Source organism: Nonomuraea sp. NPDC026600 (genome assembly GCF_040638335.1).
Lineage (GTDB): Bacteria > Actinomycetota > Actinomycetes > Streptosporangiales > Streptosporangiaceae > Nonomuraea.
The window spans coordinates 1-20,804 of the sequence record NZ_JBEZYD010000041.1 but is presented as its reverse complement, the minus strand read 5'-3'; the positions used below and the strand labels follow the sequence as shown (position 1 = coordinate 20,804).

Below are 20,804 nucleotides of genomic sequence, written 5' to 3'. Positions count from 1 at the left end.
CGCGACGCCCGTCACCCGCCACAGCAGCAGCCGCCGACCACGAGCGTGTCGCCCGCGGCCGCGAGCACGGGAGCGCGCAGGTGCTCGCCCCCGACCGCCACCGGCGCCGGTGTGGCCGCGCTCAGATCCAGGCCGACGACGCCGCCAGGGCCGTTGTCGCACCCGTGCCCCACCCGCAGCCGCTCGCCCAGCAATGCCAGGGTGGACGGGCACGGGTGGGCCGACAGGTTGATCCGCCGGGTGACGGCGAGGCTCGCGGTGTCGATCTCGGCCACCTCGTTCGAGCCGGTGAGCGCCGCGTACAGGCGGGTGTCGTCCGCGTTCATGGCCAGCTCGCGGACGCCGGACAGGCCGGTGACGACGCCGCCGGTGAGGTTTCCGCCGGTGTCGGCCACGATGATCCGGTCGTCGGCGGGGACGAACACCCGGCCGCCGCCGACGGCCAGGTCGGCGGTGTAGGAGTCGAGGGTCACCCCGAGGTCGGTCGTGGTGTCGGCCGCCGAGGCGGCGGGGGCCGCGACAGTGAGCAGGCCGGTGATCAGGCCGGCGGCGCCGCAGTGAGCGGCTAATCGGCGAACCAGTGGGTGGCGCACGAGGACCTCCTGCACGAATGGGAACAGACGTTCTAATAACGTCTTGTGGGTGCTCCCACGTACTTGTCTGACAGACCTCCAAGCGGCTGACCAGCCGATTCGCTTGGCAACCCAGATATCCATCGCCACGCGGAACTTGATCGTCCGGGCCGAGCTCAGTCAACTTGGCCTACGTGAAAGAAGAGATCATCTTCCTCTGACCTGCTGGAAGGGCCCATCAACCCTAGATAACGATCGCGGCGATGAGAAGGGGAAGGGCGCAGCAGGCGATGTAGGATCCGCGTTCTTCTGTCGAAATCCGCACCTCCGTGTCAGTTGGTTGTCGGATTCGACATGCCGAGGCGGACCGGCAGATCAGGGTTTCAGTCCACTCGACTCAAGCTTCCAAGCGAGCCGACATGACGGGAGGATTCGACACGCCCGCGCGGACCAGCGCACCCGACAGATCGCGCGGACTGTCCACCAAGCGCAGGTCCAGACGTTGCCATCCGACACGAAACTGCGGATCCTACAGGCGACGTGTAGGGTCCACGCTCCGACGTCAAAATCCATGCTCGCATGTCAAATGGATGTCGAATTCGACATGGACTGCGGACGTGCAGGCCAGGAGTATCACTCGGCGGGGTGAGTTTTGAGGCGGTTCCTGTGACGTCTTCTGTCTTTCGCGCCATGGTGGGCATGAGGGTCGAGAAGCCGCTTCTGGGGGCGAGCTTGTATGCCGGATCAAGGTGTGATCGCCAGTGCCACGCTGCAGGTCAGGGCACGTGGCAAGAACGATGCTGTGACGTACGGTTTCAGCGAGGTTCCCGTGGAGGTGCTGTTCGCTGCGGGACCGTGGCGGACGTTCCGCTGGCATCTGGGCCAGGCGCGTTATTCGGGTGCTTACTGGTCGGCCACGGAAGCTGACCTTGTGGTCTATGAGTCTCGGCTGGAGCTCGCCCGGCTCTTGTACGCCGACTTCGATCCGAGGGTGAGACGGATCATCGCCCAGCCGTTCCGGATGACGGCACACGTCGATGGGGCGACGCGTGCACACGTTCCCGACTACCTCCTGCTCGCCGATACCGGTCCGGTGGTCGTCGACGTCAAGCCGGCGCACAGGTTGTCGAAGGAGGAGGTGGCCTTCACGTTCGCGTGGTCCCGCAAGGTGATCGAGTCGCGTGGTTGGGGTTACCAGGTGTGGAGCGAGCCTCCCGTCGCGGAGCTGGAGAACCTCCGTTTCCTGGCCGGGTTCCGGCGCGAGTGGTTGTTCGCACCGGAGATCCTGGAAGCGCTGGATCGGGCTGAGCTGGACGGTGCGCCGTTGGCCGAGGCGTTCGCCATGGCGCCGGAGTTCGACTCCCGCCTGGCGCGGGCCTCGGTGTTCCATCAGATGTGGGCCGGCAGGCTGACCACGGATCTGAAGACGCCGCTCGGGCCTGGCCACGTGCTGCGGAGGGCGGTGTGAACGCCGGGTCGGTCCGGCTGCGGGTAGGCACCCGGATTCTCTACGACGGTGAAGCGGCCGTGGTCGTCGAGATCGTCGCCACGATGAGCGGGACCGAGGTCGTGCTGCGAGACCGTCTCGGCGTGGTCCGGGTCGCGGCCAGGGAACTGCTGTTCTCGGAGCGGGCCCGGGTCGTGCCGGATGAGCCGGGTCCCTCCTCCAGCGATGACAAGAGCTGGGCGGCGCGATCTTGTCGATGTTCGCCGACCGGAAGCACCGCAAGACGATGGCGAAGATCCTTGAGCGAGCCGAGCATGTTCGAGAGGTCCGCACCGGCTACAAGTCTGGGAGTGCTGAGCTGGCCGGCCCTGCGGAGCCCCGGCCAGAATACGATCCGGGTCTGCCGCTCATGGCCAGGTATGAGGCGAAGGCCGCTGAACTCGGCGTCACGGTGCGCACGATCTGCCGGTGGGTGGGCGATGCCAATGGCAGCGGAGAGGCCGGACTGGCGCCGCCGATCCGCGCGGATGCGGTCCTGGATCGGTGTGACCAGCGGTGGGTGGAGATCGCCATCGAGGTGATGCTCGACCATGTCGACGACGCCACCCCGATGATCAAGACGGTCCTCGAGCGGGCCCGGGCCCGGACCATCGCCCGGTATGGCGAGGGCGTGGTGCAGATCCCGGGCCGCTCCACGGCCTACAAGGCGATGGAGGAGCTGGAGAAGCGGCACCCGACGTTCCGGCACAGCACCAAGCGGAACCGCGACATTGCGGACCGCCCGAAGGGCGCCTACGGCAAGCTGCGGCCGACCCGGCCGGGCGAGTACGTGCTGATGGACACCACGAGGCTGGACGTCTTCGCGCTGGACCCGATGACCCTCAAGTGGGTGAACTGCGAGTTGACGGTCGCGATGGACTGGTACACCCGCTGCATTGTCGGGCTGCGGGCGCCGAGTTGGAGGAGGTGTAGGAGCCGTCGCCTGCACAGATCGGCGTGGCGCCGTCGTCGAGCTGGGTGAGGATGGACTCCTCCGAGTAGACGGCATCCCACCACGCGACCGGATCCTTCTCGCGGTCGATGACCGTCTCCTTCTTCGCATCGGCCACCAGAGCCCGGACAGGGATGAAGTGATGCCGGGGAACGTCCTGCAGGGCGTACTCGATGGGAGCCAGCACACCGGCGCGACCCTGTGCGATCGCGCCGATCAACTTGTCGATCTGCTGGGAAAGACCTGTCACTGCGCGTCGTCGCCCTCATGCCGACCGCCGCCCTGAGGCTTGCCGTCCGGGTCCTTGCCCGCGCCGCTGATGTCGATGTCCTCGTAGGTGTGCTTCTCTTCGCCTTCGTGCTTGCCGGGCATTCGCTCTCCTTCGCCAGTGAAACGCTCACCGTGACGGTATGGCTACGTTGGGTGCGATAACAAGAGGGTCTGCCGCGCCCAGGGAAGTGACGTCATGCGCCATATCCGTCGCGCCAGGCAAGGCCATGCGCGAGGGCTGGGTTTCCAGCCCACGATCGCGTGACTGACGCGCTAACTCGATCACGCTGGTGCTCCTTGTTGATGTCGGCGCACGTGGACGGCGGGGCATCCTCGCGCGCGATGGGCCCGTTGTGGCGTCTCGCCACGTTGGCGTCACGGGCGGCCGTCCGTCGGATCCTGTCTCGCCAACTCTTCGGCGTCCTTGCCGCGCCGGTCCTCGCCCTCCACGTAGCCGACCACCGGGGCCGCCGGGCTCGCGCGGCAGGTCGGCGAGGAGGTCTCACACCTCCTTCGATTTCCAGCGCCTCACGGCGCACTGCGACCTCATGTCGCAAGGGTCGGTGCGATGAGCCACAAAGTAGCGGTGTTATCGCAGGTCAGTGATGCGACGCTAGACATGATCAGCAGGTTGTGGAGCACCAGGGCGCGAAGGTCTAGTTGCGGACGTCGATTGGGGTCAAGGTGGAGGGCGTGAAGCCTGGTTTCTCAATGCGCCGCATCGGCTTAACCCTGGTCGTCATGCTGCTCCTCGTCGCTGGCGGATTCCTGCTCAGCGTTACGGGCAGCCAACTCACCGGCGTGGACGACATCAGCACCGTCGTCACGGCGCTGTCCGCGCTCGTCTCCGGTGCCGGGGCCCTTTTGGCAGCCGCAGCAGCATGGCGTTCGACCGGCAGCCAGAAGCCGAAGTCGAGCGGGGGCACGCACCCCGCCGCGCTGACCGCCGCGGATGTTGCACCGCTCGGCAGCGACCAGGCCCCGGTCCGGTTGGTCGCCCTGTACGCCCTGGAACGTCTCGCCGAGCAAACCCCGGCCCTGCGGCAGGACATCGTGGACGTGATCTGCGGCTATCTGCGCATGCCCTTCACCCCGCCAGCCGCCCGCGCCGACGTCGCGCGCCCGACCGCGCCTGGCGGCCGCGACCCGCACGGGGAACAGGAGGTCCGTCTGACCGCCCAGCGCATCCTGACCACCCATCTACGCCATGAGACCCTCCTAGGCTATAAGGTGCCTCCGCCCCGCTGGTGGCAGCGCCGACCCCCTGAGCCCGCCTCGCGGCACTGGCCCGGCATCAATCTGGACCTCACCGGTGCCACCCTCATTGACTTCGGCCTGACCGGCTCCCGTGTCGGCGACGCCGTATTCAGAGGGGCGTCCTTCACCGGCACCGCCGGGTTCGACCGGGCGACCTTCACCGGCACCGCCGGGTTCAGCGAGGCGACCTTCGCCCGCGGCGCCGGGTTCGACGGGGCGACCTTCACCGGCGACGCCGGGTTCGACGGGGCGACCTTCACCGGCGGCGCCAGGTTCAGAGGGGCGACCTTCACCGGCGACGCCATGTTCGCCCGGGTGACCTTCACCGGCACCGCCGGGTTCAGCGAGGCGACCTTCGCCCGCGGCGCCGGGTTCGACGGGGCGACCTTCGCCCGCGACGCCATGTTCAACGGGGCGTCCTTCACCGGCACCGCCGGGTTCACCGAGACGACCTTCACCCACGGCGCCGGGTTCGACTGGGCGACCTTCACCAACGGCGTCTGGTTCAGCAAGGCGGCCTTCACCGGCACCGCCATGTTCAGAGGGGCGACCTTCACCGGCGACGCCATGTTCAACGGGGCGAGGGGGCTGGAGCGGGTGGAGCTGTACAGCGTGCGGGTGGCGCCGGAGGGCGCGGACGTGCGTCGGATGTGGCCGCCCGGCTGGCGGGCGGAGGCGGGCGCGGACGGGTGGCAGACGCTGAGCCGGGCGGCCGCCCCGGAGGAGAAGGGCGAGACAGTGGAGGGCGCGCCGGGCCCGGAGGGGTTGACATAAGGCCCCTTAGCGAGCATCAGGACCTGGGAAAAGACTGAAGATCGCGTTACCGCGCCGGACTTATCCCGCTCTGTTCGAGCAGCAATCTTCCCGAAGGCCGGGAGGCCAGCAGACCGGGGCTGCCCCACTGCATCCCGTATCCGTGGTTACTCAGCACTACTAATCACTCTTTGGGGCTGGCCGCGCCGACCCGAGCGTCGGGCCTTGAAATCCCAGAGTTCAGCCGAACCGAGGGTTCCTCACGCTGAACCCAAGGGTCTTCAGGCTTCATGGATGGTTTCGACCCTTGGGTTCGCCTGAACCGGCGGGGTCCTGTTCTTCTGCCGTGCTCGTCAGGAGGCGCCGCGCGGAGTCGGCGTAGCGGATGGCGGTCTTGGGGTCGAGGCCGAACACCGCGGCCAGGTGCAGCGGGTCCGGACCGCATGCCAGCGCTTCGTCGAGCTGACGGTTGACGCGGAGCCGTTCCAGGGTGGCAGCCTGGCCGCGGAAGGATTCGGTGAGGTGAACCTTGCTGACCGGGCCGGTCTCCATCGCGGTCTGCTGGTTGATGACCAGGTGCGGGTTGGCGGTGTTGGGCCAGCGCGTCTGCCGGTGCTGGAACCAGCTGTGGAGCATCTGGTAGGTGAGGTCATCCAGGGGCCGGGTCCGTCCGGCGATGGTCAGGCGGCGATTGCCGAGATCGACGTCATCGAGCTGGAGCTCGCGGATCGTCTTCGGACGAGCGGCGTGGATGGCGGACAGCGCCACGATGAGCCGGTCCAAGGGCTTGGTGGCAGCCTTCACGGCCTCGTCGATCTCGGTGTCCTGCAGGGGAAGGATCACCTTTCGCGGCTTCTCGCCGACCCGAAGCCGCGCGGCGGGATCGCGGAAGATGGCACGGTTCTTTTTGCAGTGGCGAAACAGGGATCGGATGACGCTGATCGTGTGGTGCCGTTCGTGGCCGCTGAGATCGTCGATGACGGCGAGAATGTCCTCGCGCGTGACCTCCCGCAGGTGGTCGTAGCGATCGGACCAGGTCAGCAGCGCGGGACGCACGGCGCGCAGGTAAGTCCAGACGGTTTCCGGGCTGCGCGGCCGTGATCTGGGGCCGCCCTGTCGCAAGGTTCGTATCCAGTGTTCAACCTCGGCACCGATGCCGGGCGCCAGCTCGGCGAGGCTGCGCTGCAGCCAGGACTCGAAGGAGGGGACGCGATCGTCGTCGAACAGGGCGATCCGGTCGAGTACTTCGACGGTGCGGCCGACGCTCAGCCCATAAGCGCGCAGCACCGGGAACAGCTCGGAGTAGCGGATATTGCCGCCGTCGGCGCTGCTGAGCAGGATGACCAAGCCGCGGTCGACGGCGCTGATGACACTTCGGGTCCAGCCGCGCGCCTCACCGAGGGACTGGGCGGCATCCCGTGCCCGGGCCAGCCAGGGATTGGCCAGATCAGCGTGTCGGCGACGGTCGAAGCGTCTGAAGTCCCTGCGGACCTCGACCGGCAGTTTCAGCTGGACCCAGCCGGTGGGCGGCGCAGAAGGTGGTGGCTGTGGCGCAGGACGACGGCTTCTGCGGCGACCTGCCCGCCCGACGGGAGAACTCTTTGACCGCGGGCGCTGCAGGTCGGCCAGGAAGAGTTGCTGGTAGTGGATCGTGCGCAGGAACGGTTCCAGGACCGTGCCCCGTGCCTGGGGTGAGTCCTTGGCCTCCAAGCTGGCCTGGATCCAGCACAGCCGGCAATATCCCTTCTTCAACGGCACGGTCCGGTGACAGGCCGCGCACTGGCCGGGCTCATGGTTCACGCCGAAGGACTGACAGGCTCCGCAAAACAGCCGCAGCGGCAATGATCCCCAAGCCAGGCAGCCAGTGCAGGTCGAGGGCGGTCGCGGGCATCCGCGGTGGCGGGCCATGTCACACCGGCGGCAACGAGCGTCCGTCCCGCCGCCTGGGCATCACCGAGGGGCCTCCTGAGGAGGCCACCGCGGGCTTATGCTCGGCTGGTTCGTCGGCACGCTTGACCTTGTCGGGCTCGGCGATAAGGACCTCCTCCACGCCGCAGCCGAGGACGGCGCAGATGACGTCGAGGTCGTCGAGCTTGATGCTGGCCGGCTCGCCCGACCACAGCCCGGACATCTTCCCGGCGCTGATCTTCAAGCCGTGCTCAGCGAGCATCCGCTGCAGTTCGCTGGCCTTCCAGATGCCGCGGTTGGCGGCGGCCAGCCGCAGGTTCCACCTCATGTGTTCTCCCTGTTCAGGGTGGGCGGTCTGGTCGGGGACCCGGCCGCGATGCTCATAGCGGTTGCCGCCAGGGTGAGGTTGACCGGGTCCAGGCTGGTGAGCGCGTCGCGCAGGTCGACCGAGATGCCGCCGCTCATACTCGCGGCGATCCGCAGCACGGCGCGTTCGCCGCCGCTGCAGGGCAGCCGGCCGGCGTTCAGCGCCGTGATCGCCGCGTCCCAGTCGATGAAGGCCAGCGCGGTGGCCACGCTGTCGTCGATGGTGATGAACTGTTCGACGAAGTCGGGGCGACGCAGCCAGATGTCGGTGTCGATGAGCAGTTCGACCCCGGCGTGGACGCAGGTGAGGCCGGTGGCGCCGAGCATGAGCGCGCAGGCCAGATCCTTCTGGGCCCAGTAGCTCTCGGCCGGTCCGGCGGGGTGTGCGGTCATGGCCGGTCCCTTCGCAATCCCGTCAGGCGGGCGGCGGCACGTTGCTGACCTGCGATCCAGGCGTCCTCGATGTGAGTGCCGGGGACGTGGACGTACTTCATCGTGGTGGCCACCCAGGCGTGGCCGAGGACGGACTGGACGGCCAGCAGGTCCATCCCGCCCAGATAGAGCTCCGAGGCGCAAAAGTGCCGCAGCACATGCGGCGTGAGGACATCGGGCCAATCCGGCAGATGGCGTTCGGCGCTGGTCGCGAGCGCTGAGCGGAGTGTCTCGTCGCCGACGCGGGCGGCGCTGCCGTCGGTGTTCTTGCGTTCGGAGGGCAGCAGAGGGACGCCGGGGCGGGCGTGGTCGTCGCCGAAGTGGCCCCACACATCCTCGATGAACCAGCGCAGCGTGGCCGCTGCGTTGTTGATCAGCGGGACCATCCGCTCGCGCGGGCCGGAGCCGCGGGCGCCCTTGCCGTGCCGGACGTGCAGCTTGCCGAAGTGACCCAGGTCCCACTTGATGTCGGCCAGGTCGAGCTTGCAGGCCTCATTCACCCGGAGCCCGACCTCGCTCATCAGCTTGGCGGCGGCGTAGTTACGCGCGGCCGGGGCGAACTTGCGGCAGGTGGCCAGGTCCTCGCGCCAGCCGGCGAATAACCGGCCGACCTGCTCGGCGCTGGGCGGGATCCGCAGCCGGGCCTCCTGCCGGCCGCGGGGCCGGTTCATCTCATCGATCGGGCACTCGACCACGCGGCCGGTCATCTGGTGGATCTCCACCTTGTGCCGCAACTCCAGGAACAGGAAGAACGTCTTTAAGGCCTGCGCTCGTGACAGCCGGGTGCCCTTGGCCGTGGTGCGCAGCACCTTGCCGAAGTACACGTCGGCGTCGGCGGGCTCCATCTCCCACAGCGGGCGGCCGAACCAGGCACGCACCTGCTCCAGGTGCATCACGTCGGAGGAGATCGTCCCGTCCGACAATCCCGCCGCCGCCCGCGCGAGCACGAACCCGGCCAGCACGTCGGTCTCCAGCGCTTCCACGTCTTCGGCGGTGGCCGGGGCCCGCGCCACCCGAAGATCCTTCACCACCGCCAGACCCAACGTCGGCCTCCTCGCCTTCACTTGAGCGGCAGGAAGCTCGGCCGTATCGACAGAGCTTCACGAAGAGTGAAGCTACATCAACTCAACGTGATCGAACTTGAGAAGGCAGAAAGTTCCAGCTCCCAGGCCAGAAAGGCGGTAACAGGGGCGGTAGAGATGGCTGGGAACTCAGGGGTTATTTCTTACTGATCGGTGGCTAGGAGTTGTCCTCGGCGAATGCGGCGATCGCGGCGGGCTCGGTCTCGGACCGGGCCGTGCGTGCGCGTGCTGCCGTCGGGGAGCCGGAGCTGCACCTCACACCGAGCGTGGCCGTGGCCGACCCGTTCAGCCGCGCCGTGGTCTCGACCTCGGCGACGAGCACGGACGACTCGTCGAAGGTGGAGATCCGCGCCGAGCGCGCCTACCTGTGACCGATCCTCGCCCTGCTCTGCTCGACGGCGGCCGGCGCCATCCATCACTTTGACCACGAAACCGCTCCGGCGCGCGCCGGAGCGGTTTCGTGGAGAATAAGGAACTAATACCGGCTCAGCTCACCACGAGGTGGTCAGCAATTGCGGATGGACCAGACGGGCGACCAGTACTGGTCGTGCACCTGATTGTCCGGCCTGAACGTCCTCAGCACATTGCTGCCCTGATCATAGAATGTGGATAGAACGTTATTGGTCTGGTTGTCCAGGAAGTAGCCCGTGTCTTCCCAGTTGGAAAGCCCGTATCGGTTACAGCTGAGGAGTTCGAAGTCCTCCCACTTGCCGACGGAGTAGTCCCAGACGATGATGCAGAGCCATTGGGATGCGCAGACCCAGGGGCTGCCGGGGTCGCTGTGGTAGTTCCGCCCCGGTGCCGGGGACATCCCCGGTGACGCTGCGGCCAGGGACCGGGTTCGAGCGTCCGCGGGCGCTGCCGGGTGGGTCGCGACGACCTTGCCCGGGTTCTGCGTGGAGGCCGCCTGGGCCGGTACGGTGGCGCCCATCGCTCCGGCGGCCGATGCCGGTGTGGTGAGCCCGAGTGTGGTGGTGACGAGTACGAGAGCGCTGATCAGGAGCGATTTCCAGATCTTCATTCTTCCTCCGTGTCGTTGATTCGGCCGGTCAGAATTCGTCGCCGCATTCGTTACCGGCTCCCTGGATCGGGATGAAGGCCATCGCGTCGAAGGCCATGTTGATGGTGCTGTCGGCCGAGGCGTCGCCGATGTTGTTGAGCTGCACCCGCGCCCCGGGATAGAGGTCGTAGTTACCGAGGTAAACCCATTCGTCCTCACCCAGGTCGTCGAACCAGCCGGTGGTGCGCTGGTCGATCTCGCAGGTGCCGGGGTCGCCGTCCGTGGTGCGGTCCGGCCAGATGACGTACTCGGCGTGCTCGTACTCGCCGCCGTGGCTGGGCAGGTGGGCCACGACGTCGTAACGCCGGTGTCCGGTGCCTTCCAGGTCCGGGGACCAGGTCGCGGTCACCTGGTGGTTGGTGTTGTAGGTCGGGTCGAGGCGGTTGACCGGCGGGTACACGTGGGTGAACCACATGTGGCCCATGTAGCCGGCGCCGACCTGATGCAGGTCGACCTGGCCGAGTTCGGCGTTCAGCTGGGGCGGGAAGCCGCTCCGGAGGGTGAATTTCCCGTTCGGGGGGTGCATCTGGCAGCCGAGGGCGTACTGGTGGAGGTCGTTGAGGTCGTAGACGATCGGTACGCGGCCAAAGGTGCTGAACTCGTCGCTGCCGTAATCGATGATCTCGCAGGAGCGCGGGTAGATCCGGGTGATCGCCGGCGATCAGCACGACGGCGGCAGCCGCGACGATCGGGCCGATCCACGTTGTTCTCATCTGACCTCCAGGTAAAACGGCATGCGGTGCCGAAGAACGCCGTCGCGGACGTACGCCGATGGTCGGTGTGGCGAGGTGAGCGATATTCGTCCCGGCGGCGGAACAGCGCTGCCCGAATGCGATGAGCGGGCTCGACGAGACGCTGCGGTCTCAGCCCGCCTGGTGCGGGAGCCATTCATGATCAACAGCGTGCGCATGCGCCGTTGACCGGACTGTCGCGATCACTTGACTGTCGTGCGCCAGGTGCCTTGCGCCCCTAGTTGACCACTTCTAACCTGATCTGGGAAAGGTTGCCGGACGGTCCGCACAAGTCCATACAGCCTTCAGGAGTCCAGATGGGCGACAGCACTGGGGACCCGGACCTGTCGACCGTGTCGACGAAGAAAAGCTTCGGCCATTTGTTGACGGCTACGCGCGAGGCGGCAGGCCTGACCGTAAGGGATCTTGCCCGGAAAGCCGACGTGCCGTCCGGGACGGTGAGTGGTTGGGGCACCGGTCGTCACCTGCCGACCCTGTCGCAGAAGGCGATGTTCCTCCGGTTGCTCGCGGAGTGCGGGGTGACCGACGACGACCGCCTGCAGAAGTGGGTCGACTGCTGGCTGCGGCTGCGCCGTCCGCTGGGCCAGCGGCGAACAGGCGTCTCCACCCCGTACCGTGGGCTGGAGCCCTTTCAGACCGAGCACGCCGAGTGGTTTTTCGGCCGGTCAGGATTGACGGAGACGTTGCTGAAGCGCGTCACCACCACAGCGGAGCCACCGGGTCTGGTGATCGTGGTGGGCCCGTCGGGTTCGGGTAAATCGTCGGTGTTACGTGCGGGCCTGGTCGCCACCTTGTGCGGGGACACGCAGACCGGTGGCCGGCCATGGCACGGTGTGGTGCTGACACCGGGCGAGCATCCCGTTTCGGCGTTGGCGGCCCAGCTCGCGGTGCTGGGCGATATTCCGGGCGACCTGCTCGAAGCCGAACTGCGGGCTCGACCGGCGCTCACCGCGCAGCGGATACGGCGGCTGGTGACCGACCGGCTGATCATCGTGATCGATCAGTTCGAGGAGATCTTCACTCTGTGCGACGACACCGCCGAGCAGGGCGCCTTCCTGGCGGCGCTGCAGGCCCTGTGGGCGCCGACCGGCGACGCCGAGCGGCCGGAGTCTGGACCGCGGGTGGTGGCCGGCATGCGGGCGGACTTCTATCCGGACGCGCTCCGCTGGCCGCTGCTGGCCCGGGCGCTGCAGGACAACCAGGTGACGGTCGGACCGATGACCGAATCCGAGCTGCGGCAGGCCATAGCCGAGCCGGCCCGTCTCGCCGGTATGGAGGTCGACGACGGGCTCATGCACCTGCTGCTCCGCGAGCTCGCCCCAGCCGACGCGGCCCGCGGCGCCCATGACATCGGTGTGCTGCCGCTGCTGTCCCATGCCCTGCTGGCCACCTGGGAGCAGAGCCCGCATCCGACGATGACCGTCGCGGACTACGCGGCGACGGGTGGAATCCGCGGGGCCATCGCCAAGACCGCGGAGGCGGTCTATGCCGACCTCACCGACGCGGAGCGGGGTCTGGCGCGGCGGCTGTTCCTGCGGCTGGTACACGTGGGCGACGACACGCCCGACACCCACCGCCGGGTCCGTCTGGAGGAACTCACCGGCAGCCCGCAGGAGGCCCTCTATGCCGAGACCCGGCAACTGCTCGGCCGCTACGTCGACCAGCGGCTCATCACGGCCGACGCCGACGGGGTGGAGATCAGCCACGAGGCGCTGCTGCGGGCCTGGCCGCGACTGCGGGAGTGGATCGACACCGATCGCGCCGGCCACCGTCTGCATCGGCGGTTGACCGACGCCGCCCGAAGCTGGCAGGACGCGGATCGCGACCCGACCGCCTTGTATCGCGGTGTACGACTCGACGCGGTGCTCGACTGGGTCAACAGGCAGGACCATCGCGAGGTGCTCAACCGCCTTGAGCAGCAGTTCGTCGACGCCAGCAGCCAGGTCAGCCGGGCCGAACGTCTACGGGAACGCGCCCGGACACAACGTCTGCGCTGGCTGGCCGGGGCGCTCGCCACGCTGCTGGTGCTCTCCGGGGTCACCGCGGTCTATTCGGTCCAGCAACAGGCGATCGCCGAGCGGGAACGCAACTCGGCGATCTCCCGGCAGGTCGCGAGCACGGCGAACCGATTACGCGACAGGGATCCGGCGCTGGCCGCGCAGTTGGCTGTCGCGGCCTACCAGATCGCTCCCACGGTCGAGGCACGTTCGAGCCTGATCGCCTCCTCCGCCGGCCCGGCGGTGACGCGCATGCTGCGTCCAGACGGTGCGCGGCAGGCCATTGCCGTCAACCCGGCGGGAACCCTGGTCGCGGCGGCCGGCGCGACCGAGTCCGACACCACGGTCCTGCTGTGGGACCTGCGCCGGCCCGACCGGCCCGCGCTCCTCGGCGCACCGCTGGCCGGACATACCGCACCGATCTCCGCCGTGGCGTTCTCCCCTGACGGCCGGACGCTGGCCACCGGATCAGCCGACATGACGGTGCGACTGTGGAACGTCTCCGACCCCGCGCATCCCGGCCTGCTCGGCAGGCCCCTCACCGGACCGCTCGGCGAGGTCCTCGCAGTCGAGTTCAGCCCGGACGGCACCGTCCTGGCGGCGGGCGGCCGCGACAGAACCGTCAGGCTCTGGGATGTGCGCGAGCGTGAACATCCAGTCGTGACCGGCCCGGCGCTCACCGGAGCGGCAGACGCCGTGCAATCCGACGCCTTCACCTCCGACGCCTTCATCTCCATCGCCTTCACCTCCATCGCCTTCACCTCCGACGGCCGCCTGCTGGCCGCCGCGGACGCGGGCGGAGCCGTGCACGTCTGGAACCTCGCCGACCCACGCCATCGACCGCTGGGCCCACCCCTGGGGTTGCCCACCCCCGTCAACGCCGTCGCGTTCAGCCCTGACGGCGCGACCCTCGCGGCCGGAAGCATCGACGGCACCGTGCGCCTGTGGACCATGACCGCCCCCGCTCGACCGGCCCCGGCGGGGACGCTCACCGGAGGATCAGGCTGGGTCAACGCGATCGCGTTCAGTGCGGACGGAACCCGCCTGGCCGTCGCCAACGACGGCGCCAAGGTCCAGATCTGGGACATGAAGCGCCACGAACGGCAACTGGACCTCCCGCACGCGGAGCCGGTCACCGCTGTCGCCTTCCGCGACCACGATCACGTTCTCTATACCAACAGCACCGACGGGATCATCCGCGAGTGGAGGGTGCCAGGCCCGACCCTGCCGACAGCGCGACGCTCCATCACCGCGCTGGTCTTCCATCCCGGCAGTCCACTGCTGGTCGACGGGGGGACGGATCTGCAGATCTGGGATCTGACCAGCCTGGACCGGCCATCGCCCGTCGGGCGGCCGCTGAGCGCCCCAGCCGGCTCCGATCGCCTGACCGGCACGGTCGCCCTCAGCCCGGACGGTCACACCCTCGCTTCGGGAACCCTCGCCCAGGGCACCGTCCTGCTGTGGGACATCACCGCCCCGGACCGCCCCGGGCAACCCATCAGCCTGCCCGGCCACATGGCGTTGATCCGGAACGTCACCTTCAGCGATGACGGTCATCTGCTCGCCAGCACCAGCGACGACGGCGGCGACGGCGACGACGACGACGGCACGGTACGGCTGTGGGACACCACGAACGCGCACCGCCCCACCGCCCTGACCACCCTCACTCCGCGCATCGGATTCATCTACGCCGCCGTGTTCAGCCACGACGGACATACTCTCGCCGCCGCGACGCAGAACGGTTACCTGCTGCTCTGGGACATCCGCGACCCGCGACAGCCCACGGCGATCGGCCGGCCGATCGCCGTGGCCCTCGATGACGCCCGCTCGCTCGCCATCAGTCCACACGGCACCACCCTCGCCATAGGAATAGGAGACGGCAGCGTCCGCCTCTGGGACATCGCCGATCCCGCCGCACCGATCAAGCTGGGAGAACCGATCACCGGACCCGACGGCGTCCTCAATGCTTTGGCGTTCAACCCCGACGGGTCGAAGCTCGCGGGCGGCAGCGGCACCGGACAGACGTGGATCTGGGACATGGCCGATCAACGACACCCGCTCCCGCTGGCCGTCCTTCAGTCACCGAAGGGGGCCGCCTGGAGCGTGCAGTTCAGCCCGGACGGACGCATCCTGGCCGCCGCGACAAGCGACCTGGCCGCCGCGACAGGCGACATAAACCTCTGGGACATCGAACCCGACCACGTCATCCACCAGATCTGCGCGACCGCGGGAGACAAGATCACCGAAGCCGAATGGGCCAAACATGTATCAGGCACAGCCTACGAGCCGATCTGCCCCTGACCCGGTCACGCCTGGGCGAAGCAATCTCCGCTCGCATCACCGCCGAGCACCACTCCGCCCGTCGTCGACGCACCCGCTGACCAAGCCAGCCCCCCAGCTCCGACATCGGTTCCGCCATTGATGCAACATGCCTTCAATGCCAGCCAACGTGCCTGACATGCCTTAAAAAATCATCTCACTCTGACCTGCGAGAAGAGGCCAAGAACCCAAGATAACGATTGCTCCGCCGGGCGAGGGCCGCGGGCACGCCAATCTGTAGGATCCGCGTTCTTCTGTCGAAATCCGCACCTCCGTGTCAGTTGGTTGTCGGATTCGACATGCCGAGGCGGACCGGCAGATCAGGGTTTCAGTCCACTCGACTCAAGCTTCCAAGCGAGCCGACATGACGGGAGGATTCGACACGCCCGCGCGGACCAGCGCACCCGACAGATCGCGCGGACTGTCCACCAAGCGCAGGTCCAGACGTTGCCATCCGACACGAAACTGCGGATCCTACACGACGCACGCGATCCCAGCCAGAACACTCAAGCCGGTGCCGCTCTTCGAGGTGCTGTTCACGGGGTGATCTCCGGCTGCTCGGGGCGGGCGAGTTGGAGGAACGGCAGTGGGCAGCAGCCCGCTTGAGCGCATTCGAGCAGATCCGAGCAACCGGCCTCGATGGTCTGCTCGAGCGCGGTGCGGATCACGGTGAGGTCGGCGATGCGTTCGTTGACCTCGATGAGTTTCAACTTCGCCCGCTCGGCCAACGCCGTGTCGGCGCGGCCGTGGTGGTGGGTGGCGGTCTCCAGCAGTTCGGCGACTTCGTCCAGGGTGAATCCGAGCCGCTGGGCCGCTTTGATCACCCGTAGGACGGTGACGGCCTCGGCGGGGTAGAGACGGTGGCCGCCCAAGGTGCGTTCGGGTTCCGCAAGCAGGCCGCGCCGCTCGTAGTAACGCAGCGTCTGGAGGTTGACCCCGGCGGCGTCGGCGAGTTCGCCGCTGCGCAGCCCCTCGTAGCCGCTCATCCCGTCCACCCGTCAGCGACCGTCTCCGGCGAGGCGTTGCGCCGGGCGAGGGTTTCGAATCCGTCCAGCGTCGGCTCGGCGTCCGGAGGCGCCGCGATCGAGACCGCCAGGCCCGTCTCGGTGTTCTCATAGGAGAAGGCCAGGAACGCGCAGCACTGCTGCTCGGCTTCGAACAACTCCCGCACTCGGGCCGCATCGGCGCCAGCGTCGAAGGTGAGCCGGAGCCGCAGCGGTTCACGCTCCATCCCGGTTAGGCTCGTGGCGAACAGCGCCTCGAAATCGGTCAGCCGGTCGACCATCTTGTTCGGCGTCAACGTGCACATGATCGGCAGGTCGTTCATCATCGGCGCCCTTCTCCGGCTACCCCGGCGGCGGCCACACCCCGACGGTAAGCCTGTACCTAAGTATCGGATGCAACCCCAATCTCGCCGAGCAGGGTCCGAGCGCAGAAGTGCGAGCGGCTGTCGTCCCGCCTGAGGTCATCGCCGTCTGCGGGCGACGGTAGCGGCGTAGCCGGGCCGGGTGTTCCCAGCGGCTTGGGTCCATTCGGTAGCGGTGGAGATGTGCAGGCCGAGGAGCTTGCTGACGACAACGGCGGGCAGGTGCGAGGCGAGGTCCATCAGCGCGGTGCTGCGTCCGGGGCGGCTGTGCGCTCCGACCGCGTTCAGGAGGTGGTTCAGGCTCGCAGGATGTATGTGCTTTCCGGCGTACTGGCCGGGGAACAGCCAGCGGTGGCCGGTTTCCCCGAGGACGGCCGGATGGTGGCCCGCGGCGGCCAGCTTGCGGAGGAGTTCACCCAGAGGCGCCGGGACGTCGACCGGTCTGGTGCCGAGTCGGAGACGCATCCGGCCTGGGCTGGCAATGATCTGGTCGGCGGTCAGGGATGCGATCCGGCTGACGGTCTGGCCGTAGAGCAGGACGAGGCAGCCGGCCACGCGGGTACGGGTGTCGAGGCTGTCGTCGTGCAGGAGCTGGTGGACGATGCGCCAGCGTTCGTCGTCTTCAATGGCGGTCTGGCCCCGGCACGGACGGTCGGTGTTGGGGAAGGTGACGGCGCTGAGGTGGCGTTGCTTGGTGGCCCAGCTGATGAACCGGCGGACCTCCTGTCGGCCGGGGCCATCGGAGGTGAGCCAGGCATCGAGGTCGGCCTGAGTGCAGGTGGCCAAAGTGCGGTCGTGGTCGCGGAGCCAGCTGAGGAAACGGATCGCGGCGCGGATCTCGGTTCGTGGCGGGGCGACCTGGCCGTAGCTCAAGGGCTTGCGGGCTGAGGCCCGACGCAGTTGTCGAAGGACCGACCAGGTACTGAAGCTGCGGATGAGCTTCAGGTCGTCGCGTTTCTCTACCTGGTTGATGGTCTTCGTCAGCCAAGCCTCGAACGCGACGAGGTATTCATCGCGCAACGGCAGGAGGCCCGCGGCGACGAGCGCTGCCCGGAGGCTGGCTATATCGCGAGAAGTGCCGAGCTGGTCGAGGAAGTCGTGGTCGAGGCCGCCATCCGCGGTGCGGAGTCGCTGGAGCTGCTCGCGTTTGCTGGTCCTCTCCAAGAGGTTGAGCAGCGGCAGGGGACGGCCGGAGGTGAGGGCTTGGACGATGCCCTCGAGGTCGGGGCGGATGGCTCCGTCGGGGTCGGCGAACAGGTCACGCAGCCAGCGGATCGCGGCGCAGCGGTTGCATAGCAGGTCGTGATACAGGTGCTCGACGGTGCCGCAGGTGCGGCATTCACGGAGGAACCGCGGGTCGGCGCGATGGCAGTTGCGGCAGATCGGCCCGTCGGACGTCCGGGTGATGACGCGGGAGTCGCGGCCGCAGGTCGAGCACGGCTCGGTGGTCTCTCCGCACGCCTGGCAGAGTGCGCCGCCGTCTTCGGCCCGGTATGCGATCAGCCGGACGTTGCCGCAGCGGACGCACGGCGCCTTGCCTCGTGAGCAGGACAGGCAGATCGGGGTTTCGGTCGTGGACCGGTAGCAGGGTTTGGACTTGCCGCACCGGGAGCAGACCGCTACCGGCTCGGTATGGCAGGACCTGCACAAGGGTGTACCGGCGGGGCCGCGTCGGCACGGGGCCCGGCGTCCGCACCCGCCGCACGTCTCATGGTTTGCGGGGTCGGCTTTGGTACACCGATCGCAGACCGGATCGCCGTCCGGAGTCCGGGAGGCGATATCCCCGACTTCGCCGCAGCGTCCGCAGGTGCGGCGAAGGCCGATGGCGTAGCAGCGGCGGCAGCAGCGCAGGTCACCGTGCTTGAACCTCAGTGGGAGGGTGCGGCCGCAGATCGGGCAGGATGGCGCGATGATCGAGCGGGCACCGCGGCTGATCAGGGCTTCGGTTAGCGCGATCACCCGCGGCGACCCGTGGGCTCCTTCGCCGGTGAGCAAGGTCGGCCGGTCGCGGAGCTGTTGGAGAACCCCGCGTCGCTGGGCGGCGGTTGGAAGGACTTCCTCCAAGATCTGAGTGAGGGTTTCACCACTCAGGCCGGTGTCGAGGGTGTTCACGATGACGGCAATCTCGGCGATCTCGTCTTGAGGCTCGGGCCGATGCTGCCGGCAGCGGGGACGGCCGTCCCGGTCACGTCCGGACACTTCGAGCGTCTTGCCGCACACCGCGCAGGGCGATCTGGGTTTGCCAACGGTCGAAGCGGCGCAGGCCTGGCACATTCGGCGCCCCTCCACGACCCGAGCGAGGTTGCCAGGCCTGTCGCAGCGGCCGCACCGGGGTGGCGTGATCCGCGTGGGGTTGTGCGGCTGGAGCTCACGGATCAGCAGCTCGATCAGGCGCGGACCTTCAGGCCGGCCGCTGGTGAGCAGGTCGGCGTCCTTCGCCAACGCAACGGCCAGCCGCCGAAGCTTCGCCACAGTGTCGGCGACCTGGTCGACCGCCACCGCGATCCAGCCGACCTTGAGGGCGGGTTCCGCCTCGGCCACGGCCTCGATGATCAATTCGCGGGGCTCGGTCAGCACCCGGGAAGGCGTCGTCATCAGGGCTCAGGGGTTACGCGGGCCCGTCGCGGACGGAAGTCACCGACACCGGGCTCTGGGCCGCCTGTATCCTCGGGCTGCTCTCCGGAGGCGGTCTTGCGGCGGCGGCCGGTCTCCCGGACCGGTTCGATCAGCTCTTCCATTCGGCAGCCGAGGATGTCCAGCAGAGCCATCAAGATCTTCATGCTCAGCCGTTCGGGCTTCTCGGCGACCAGCCGGTAGATCTGGCTCGACGACAGATTCACGCCCCGCTCCAGCAGCAGCGGCCGCAGATCGGTGGTGGAGAACATGCCGCGGGTCGCCATGACCTCGCGCAGGTGCCACCGGTAGTCCAGCTTGGCGGTCATCTTCTCTCCCGCTCCTGCTCGAAGGCCCGGTCCAGGGCCTTGCGCATCATCGTGTTCATGAAGTCCGTACTCACGCCCGTGTAGATCGCCGTGGTCGAGGCGAACCGGTGGCCTACCTGGTCCTGGACGAACTTCGGGTCGACGCCGTCTTCCACCAGATGCGTGACGTAGGCGTGGCGGAGGCAGTGCGGGACCAGATCCGCATCCATGCCGAGCTCGTCGCGGTAGGCGGCGAACCGGGCCTCGACGTGGCGGGGCTGAAGGCGCCCGCCGCGCTCGGTCAACCACACCGCTTTCAGATCGTGAGGGTTCCGAAACCGGGGCCGGATGTTGATCAGGTAGTCCTCCAGCGCGTCCACCGCCCACGGCATGACGCTGGCGACCATGCGGCGGCGCGGCCCCGACCCTCGTGAGCCTTTGCCCCAGCGGACGTTCGTGTTCCCGTAGCGCCCCAGCTCGGGGGCCGCTGGATTGCGGTAGAAGTCGGTGGTGTCCAGGCCGCATGACTCAGCGCACCGCAACCCCCACCCGTAGATCGTCTTGAAAACGGTGGCGTCCCGGTAGGCGGCGAGCGCGCCCTTGCGCCCCAGTCGCACCGCCCGCTCGACCTGGTTATCGGCGTGATCCAAGAACGCCTGAATCTCCTCCCGGGTCATCGGCCGGCGGTCAGGATCGCCTTCGTAGCCGGTCAGGTGCGCGGCGGTGTTCCATTCGTGGCACACCTGCACTGGATGCGTGCCGAACAGGGCCTCGCACCGGGCTGCCCAGCCGTAGTGCGGTGAGGTGATGTAGTCGCAGAACAGGCGTAGCGCCCCCTGGTAGCTGCGGAGCGTGGAAGCCTTCCCGCCGTCCGCCACCAGGGTTGACGACCAGTCGTCCACCTGGCCTGAGGTCCAGTTCCACGGATATTCACCGCTGAAGTCGACGAACCGAGAGATCACCGACCGGCGGTCCTTGATCGTCGAGGGATCGAGGCGCCGTGCCTGTTGCTGCTTCAACCAGCCGTCGAGCATCGCCTCCAGGACAGCATCCTCGGGGTGCAGCAGCGTCACGCCGTCGACCAGCTCAAGACGAGCCGATCCCGGAAGCAGCTCTTTGCCTTCACCCACGGAACGCCTCCCGCCATCAGACGCATGAATCATGCATCAGATGCGAGTGGGTTCGCATCACTCCTGCTAAAACTGGTCACTCAGGATCCTTCCGCGTCAGAGTTAATGAACCAGTCCCGGTCCGAAACACCTATCAACCGCGGGTAGTTTGATCGCCCCGTTGGAAGAGGTTGGAGCAGGT

18 protein-coding genes are annotated in these 20,804 nt (G+C 67.9%); 5 read left to right on the top strand and 13 right to left on the bottom strand.

The window, feature by feature from the left end; translation table 11 throughout:
• Positions 1–11: 11 nt before the first annotated feature.
• Positions 12–593 carry a hypothetical protein gene (locus AB0F17_RS53800; RefSeq protein WP_358041003.1) on the bottom strand — a complete coding sequence of 194 codons (582 nt, stop codon included), beginning with the start codon at positions 591–593 and terminating at the stop codon, positions 12–14.
• 715 nt (positions 594–1,308) lie between these two features.
• Between AB0F17_RS53800 and AB0F17_RS53795 the strand changes: the two genes are divergently transcribed.
• Both AB0F17_RS53795 and AB0F17_RS53790 read left to right on the top strand, forming a co-directional pair.
• Positions 1,309–2,040, top strand: a complete 732-nt coding sequence (locus AB0F17_RS53795) for a TnsA-like heteromeric transposase endonuclease subunit (protein ID WP_358041000.1) — start codon at positions 1,309–1,311, stop codon at positions 2,038–2,040.
• A gap of 235 nt (positions 2,041–2,275) precedes the next feature.
• Positions 2,276–3,040 (top strand): hypothetical protein, encoded by a 765-nt coding sequence (locus tag AB0F17_RS53790; RefSeq protein ID WP_358040997.1) that lies wholly within the window; start codon positions 2,276–2,278, stop codon positions 3,038–3,040.
• A gap of 216 nt (positions 3,041–3,256) precedes the next feature.
• Here the strand turns inward: AB0F17_RS53790 and AB0F17_RS53785 are convergent, their stop codons facing one another.
• Positions 3,257–3,382, bottom strand: coding sequence for a hypothetical protein (locus tag AB0F17_RS53785; protein ID WP_358040994.1), 126 nt, complete (start codon positions 3,380–3,382; stop codon positions 3,257–3,259).
• A 591-nt stretch (positions 3,383–3,973) separates the two neighbouring features.
• On the opposite strand from AB0F17_RS53785, the gene AB0F17_RS53780 reads away from it, so the two are divergent.
• Positions 3,974–5,311 carry a pentapeptide repeat-containing protein gene (locus AB0F17_RS53780; protein WP_358040991.1) on the top strand — a complete coding sequence of 446 codons (1,338 nt, stop codon included), beginning with the start codon at positions 3,974–3,976 and terminating at the stop codon, positions 5,309–5,311.
• A gap of 267 nt (positions 5,312–5,578) precedes the next feature.
• On the opposite strand, the gene AB0F17_RS53775 is transcribed toward AB0F17_RS53780, so the two are convergent.
• The 4 genes from AB0F17_RS53775 to AB0F17_RS53760 all read right to left on the bottom strand — a co-directional run bounded on the left by AB0F17_RS53775 (position 5,579) and on the right by AB0F17_RS53760 (position 9,009).
• On the bottom strand, positions 5,579–7,132 hold the full coding sequence (locus AB0F17_RS53775) for a hypothetical protein (protein ID WP_358040988.1): 1,554 nt from the start codon (positions 7,130–7,132) through the stop codon (positions 5,579–5,581).
• Between the two features lie 67 nt (positions 7,133–7,199).
• Positions 7,200–7,526, bottom strand: a complete 327-nt coding sequence (locus AB0F17_RS53770) for a helix-turn-helix transcriptional regulator (RefSeq protein WP_358040985.1) — start codon at positions 7,524–7,526, stop codon at positions 7,200–7,202.
• A complete protein-coding gene (locus AB0F17_RS53765) occupies positions 7,523–7,957 on the bottom strand; it encodes a hypothetical protein (protein ID WP_358040983.1) in 435 nt (144 codons plus the stop codon). Before AB0F17_RS53765 ends, AB0F17_RS53770 begins: the two co-directional genes overlap by 4 nt.
• Entirely contained in the window at positions 7,954–9,009 is a 1,056-nt protein-coding gene (locus AB0F17_RS53760; RefSeq protein WP_358040980.1) for a site-specific integrase, read from the bottom strand. The genes AB0F17_RS53765 and AB0F17_RS53760 overlap by 4 nt, the downstream gene beginning before the upstream one ends.
• 233 nt (positions 9,010–9,242) lie before the next feature.
• Here AB0F17_RS53760 and AB0F17_RS53755 point away from each other — a divergent pair, with 233 nt between their 5' ends.
• On the top strand, positions 9,243–9,449 hold the full coding sequence (locus AB0F17_RS53755; protein WP_358040977.1) for a hypothetical protein: 207 nt from the start codon (positions 9,243–9,245) through the stop codon (positions 9,447–9,449).
• A gap of 134 nt (positions 9,450–9,583) precedes the next feature.
• Here AB0F17_RS53755 and AB0F17_RS53750 read toward each other — a convergent pair whose 3' ends face one another.
• Both AB0F17_RS53750 and AB0F17_RS53745 read right to left on the bottom strand, forming a co-directional pair.
• Positions 9,584–10,099: a hypothetical protein gene (locus AB0F17_RS53750; RefSeq protein ID WP_358040974.1), complete on the bottom strand. Its 516-nt coding sequence runs from the start codon at positions 10,097–10,099 to the stop codon at positions 9,584–9,586.
• Between the two features lie 28 nt (positions 10,100–10,127).
• Positions 10,128–10,664: a hypothetical protein gene (locus AB0F17_RS53745; protein ID WP_358040970.1), complete on the bottom strand. Its 537-nt coding sequence runs from the start codon at positions 10,662–10,664 to the stop codon at positions 10,128–10,130.
• Between the two features lie 522 nt (positions 10,665–11,186).
• Here AB0F17_RS53745 and AB0F17_RS53740 point away from each other — a divergent pair.
• Positions 11,187–15,188, top strand: a complete 4,002-nt coding sequence (locus tag AB0F17_RS53740; RefSeq protein ID WP_358040967.1) for a helix-turn-helix domain-containing protein — start codon at positions 11,187–11,189, stop codon at positions 15,186–15,188.
• Between the two features lie 554 nt (positions 15,189–15,742).
• Here the strand turns inward: AB0F17_RS53740 and AB0F17_RS53735 are convergent.
• The 5 genes from AB0F17_RS53735 to AB0F17_RS53715 all read right to left on the bottom strand — a co-directional run bounded on the left by AB0F17_RS53735 (position 15,743) and on the right by AB0F17_RS53715 (position 20,623).
• A complete protein-coding gene (locus AB0F17_RS53735) occupies positions 15,743–16,192 on the bottom strand; it encodes a MerR family transcriptional regulator (protein WP_358040964.1) in 450 nt (149 codons plus the stop codon).
• Complete coding sequence (locus tag AB0F17_RS53730) at positions 16,189–16,536, bottom strand: hypothetical protein (protein WP_358040961.1); 348 nt, start codon at positions 16,534–16,536, stop codon at positions 16,189–16,191. Before AB0F17_RS53730 ends, AB0F17_RS53735 begins: the two co-directional genes overlap by 4 nt.
• A gap of 135 nt (positions 16,537–16,671) precedes the next feature.
• Positions 16,672–19,167 (bottom strand): hypothetical protein, encoded by a 2,496-nt coding sequence (locus AB0F17_RS53725; protein WP_358040959.1) that lies wholly within the window; start codon positions 19,165–19,167, stop codon positions 16,672–16,674.
• Positions 19,167–19,514: a helix-turn-helix transcriptional regulator gene (locus AB0F17_RS53720; RefSeq protein WP_358040957.1), complete on the bottom strand. Its 348-nt coding sequence runs from the start codon at positions 19,512–19,514 to the stop codon at positions 19,167–19,169. Before AB0F17_RS53720 ends, AB0F17_RS53725 begins: the two co-directional genes overlap by 1 nt.
• A complete protein-coding gene (locus AB0F17_RS53715) occupies positions 19,511–20,623 on the bottom strand; it encodes a tyrosine-type recombinase/integrase (RefSeq protein ID WP_358040954.1) in 1,113 nt (370 codons plus the stop codon). The genes AB0F17_RS53720 and AB0F17_RS53715 overlap by 4 nt, the downstream gene beginning before the upstream one ends.
• Positions 20,624–20,804: the final 181 nt, after the last annotated feature.

Coding starts and splice junctions, on each gene's coding strand:
- AB0F17_RS53785 (WP_358040994.1), bottom strand. CDS start 3,382: ATGCCCGGCAAGCACGAAGGCGAAGAGAAGCACACCTACGAGGACATC.
- AB0F17_RS53735 (WP_358040964.1), bottom strand. CDS start 16,192: ATGAGCGGCTACGAGGGGCTGCGCAGCGGCGAACTCGCCGACGCCGCC.
- AB0F17_RS53750 (WP_358040974.1), bottom strand. CDS start 10,099: ATGAAGATCTGGAAATCGCTCCTGATCAGCGCTCTCGTACTCGTCACC.
- AB0F17_RS53725 (WP_358040959.1), bottom strand. CDS start 19,167: ATGACGACGCCTTCCCGGGTGCTGACCGAGCCCCGCGAATTGATCATC.
- AB0F17_RS53720 (WP_358040957.1), bottom strand. CDS start 19,514: ATGACCGCCAAGCTGGACTACCGGTGGCACCTGCGCGAGGTCATGGCG.
- AB0F17_RS53790 (WP_358040997.1), top strand. CDS start 2,276: ATGTTCGCCGACCGGAAGCACCGCAAGACGATGGCGAAGATCCTTGAG.
- AB0F17_RS53765 (WP_358040983.1), bottom strand. CDS start 7,957: ATGACCGCACACCCCGCCGGACCGGCCGAGAGCTACTGGGCCCAGAAG.
- AB0F17_RS53795 (WP_358041000.1), top strand. CDS start 1,309: ATGCCGGATCAAGGTGTGATCGCCAGTGCCACGCTGCAGGTCAGGGCA.
- AB0F17_RS53745 (WP_358040970.1), bottom strand. CDS start 10,664: ATGCACCCCCCGAACGGGAAATTCACCCTCCGGAGCGGCTTCCCGCCC.
- AB0F17_RS53740 (WP_358040967.1), top strand. CDS start 11,187: ATGGGCGACAGCACTGGGGACCCGGACCTGTCGACCGTGTCGACGAAG.
- AB0F17_RS53770 (WP_358040985.1), bottom strand. CDS start 7,526: ATGAGGTGGAACCTGCGGCTGGCCGCCGCCAACCGCGGCATCTGGAAG.
- AB0F17_RS53730 (WP_358040961.1), bottom strand. CDS start 16,536: ATGATGAACGACCTGCCGATCATGTGCACGTTGACGCCGAACAAGATG.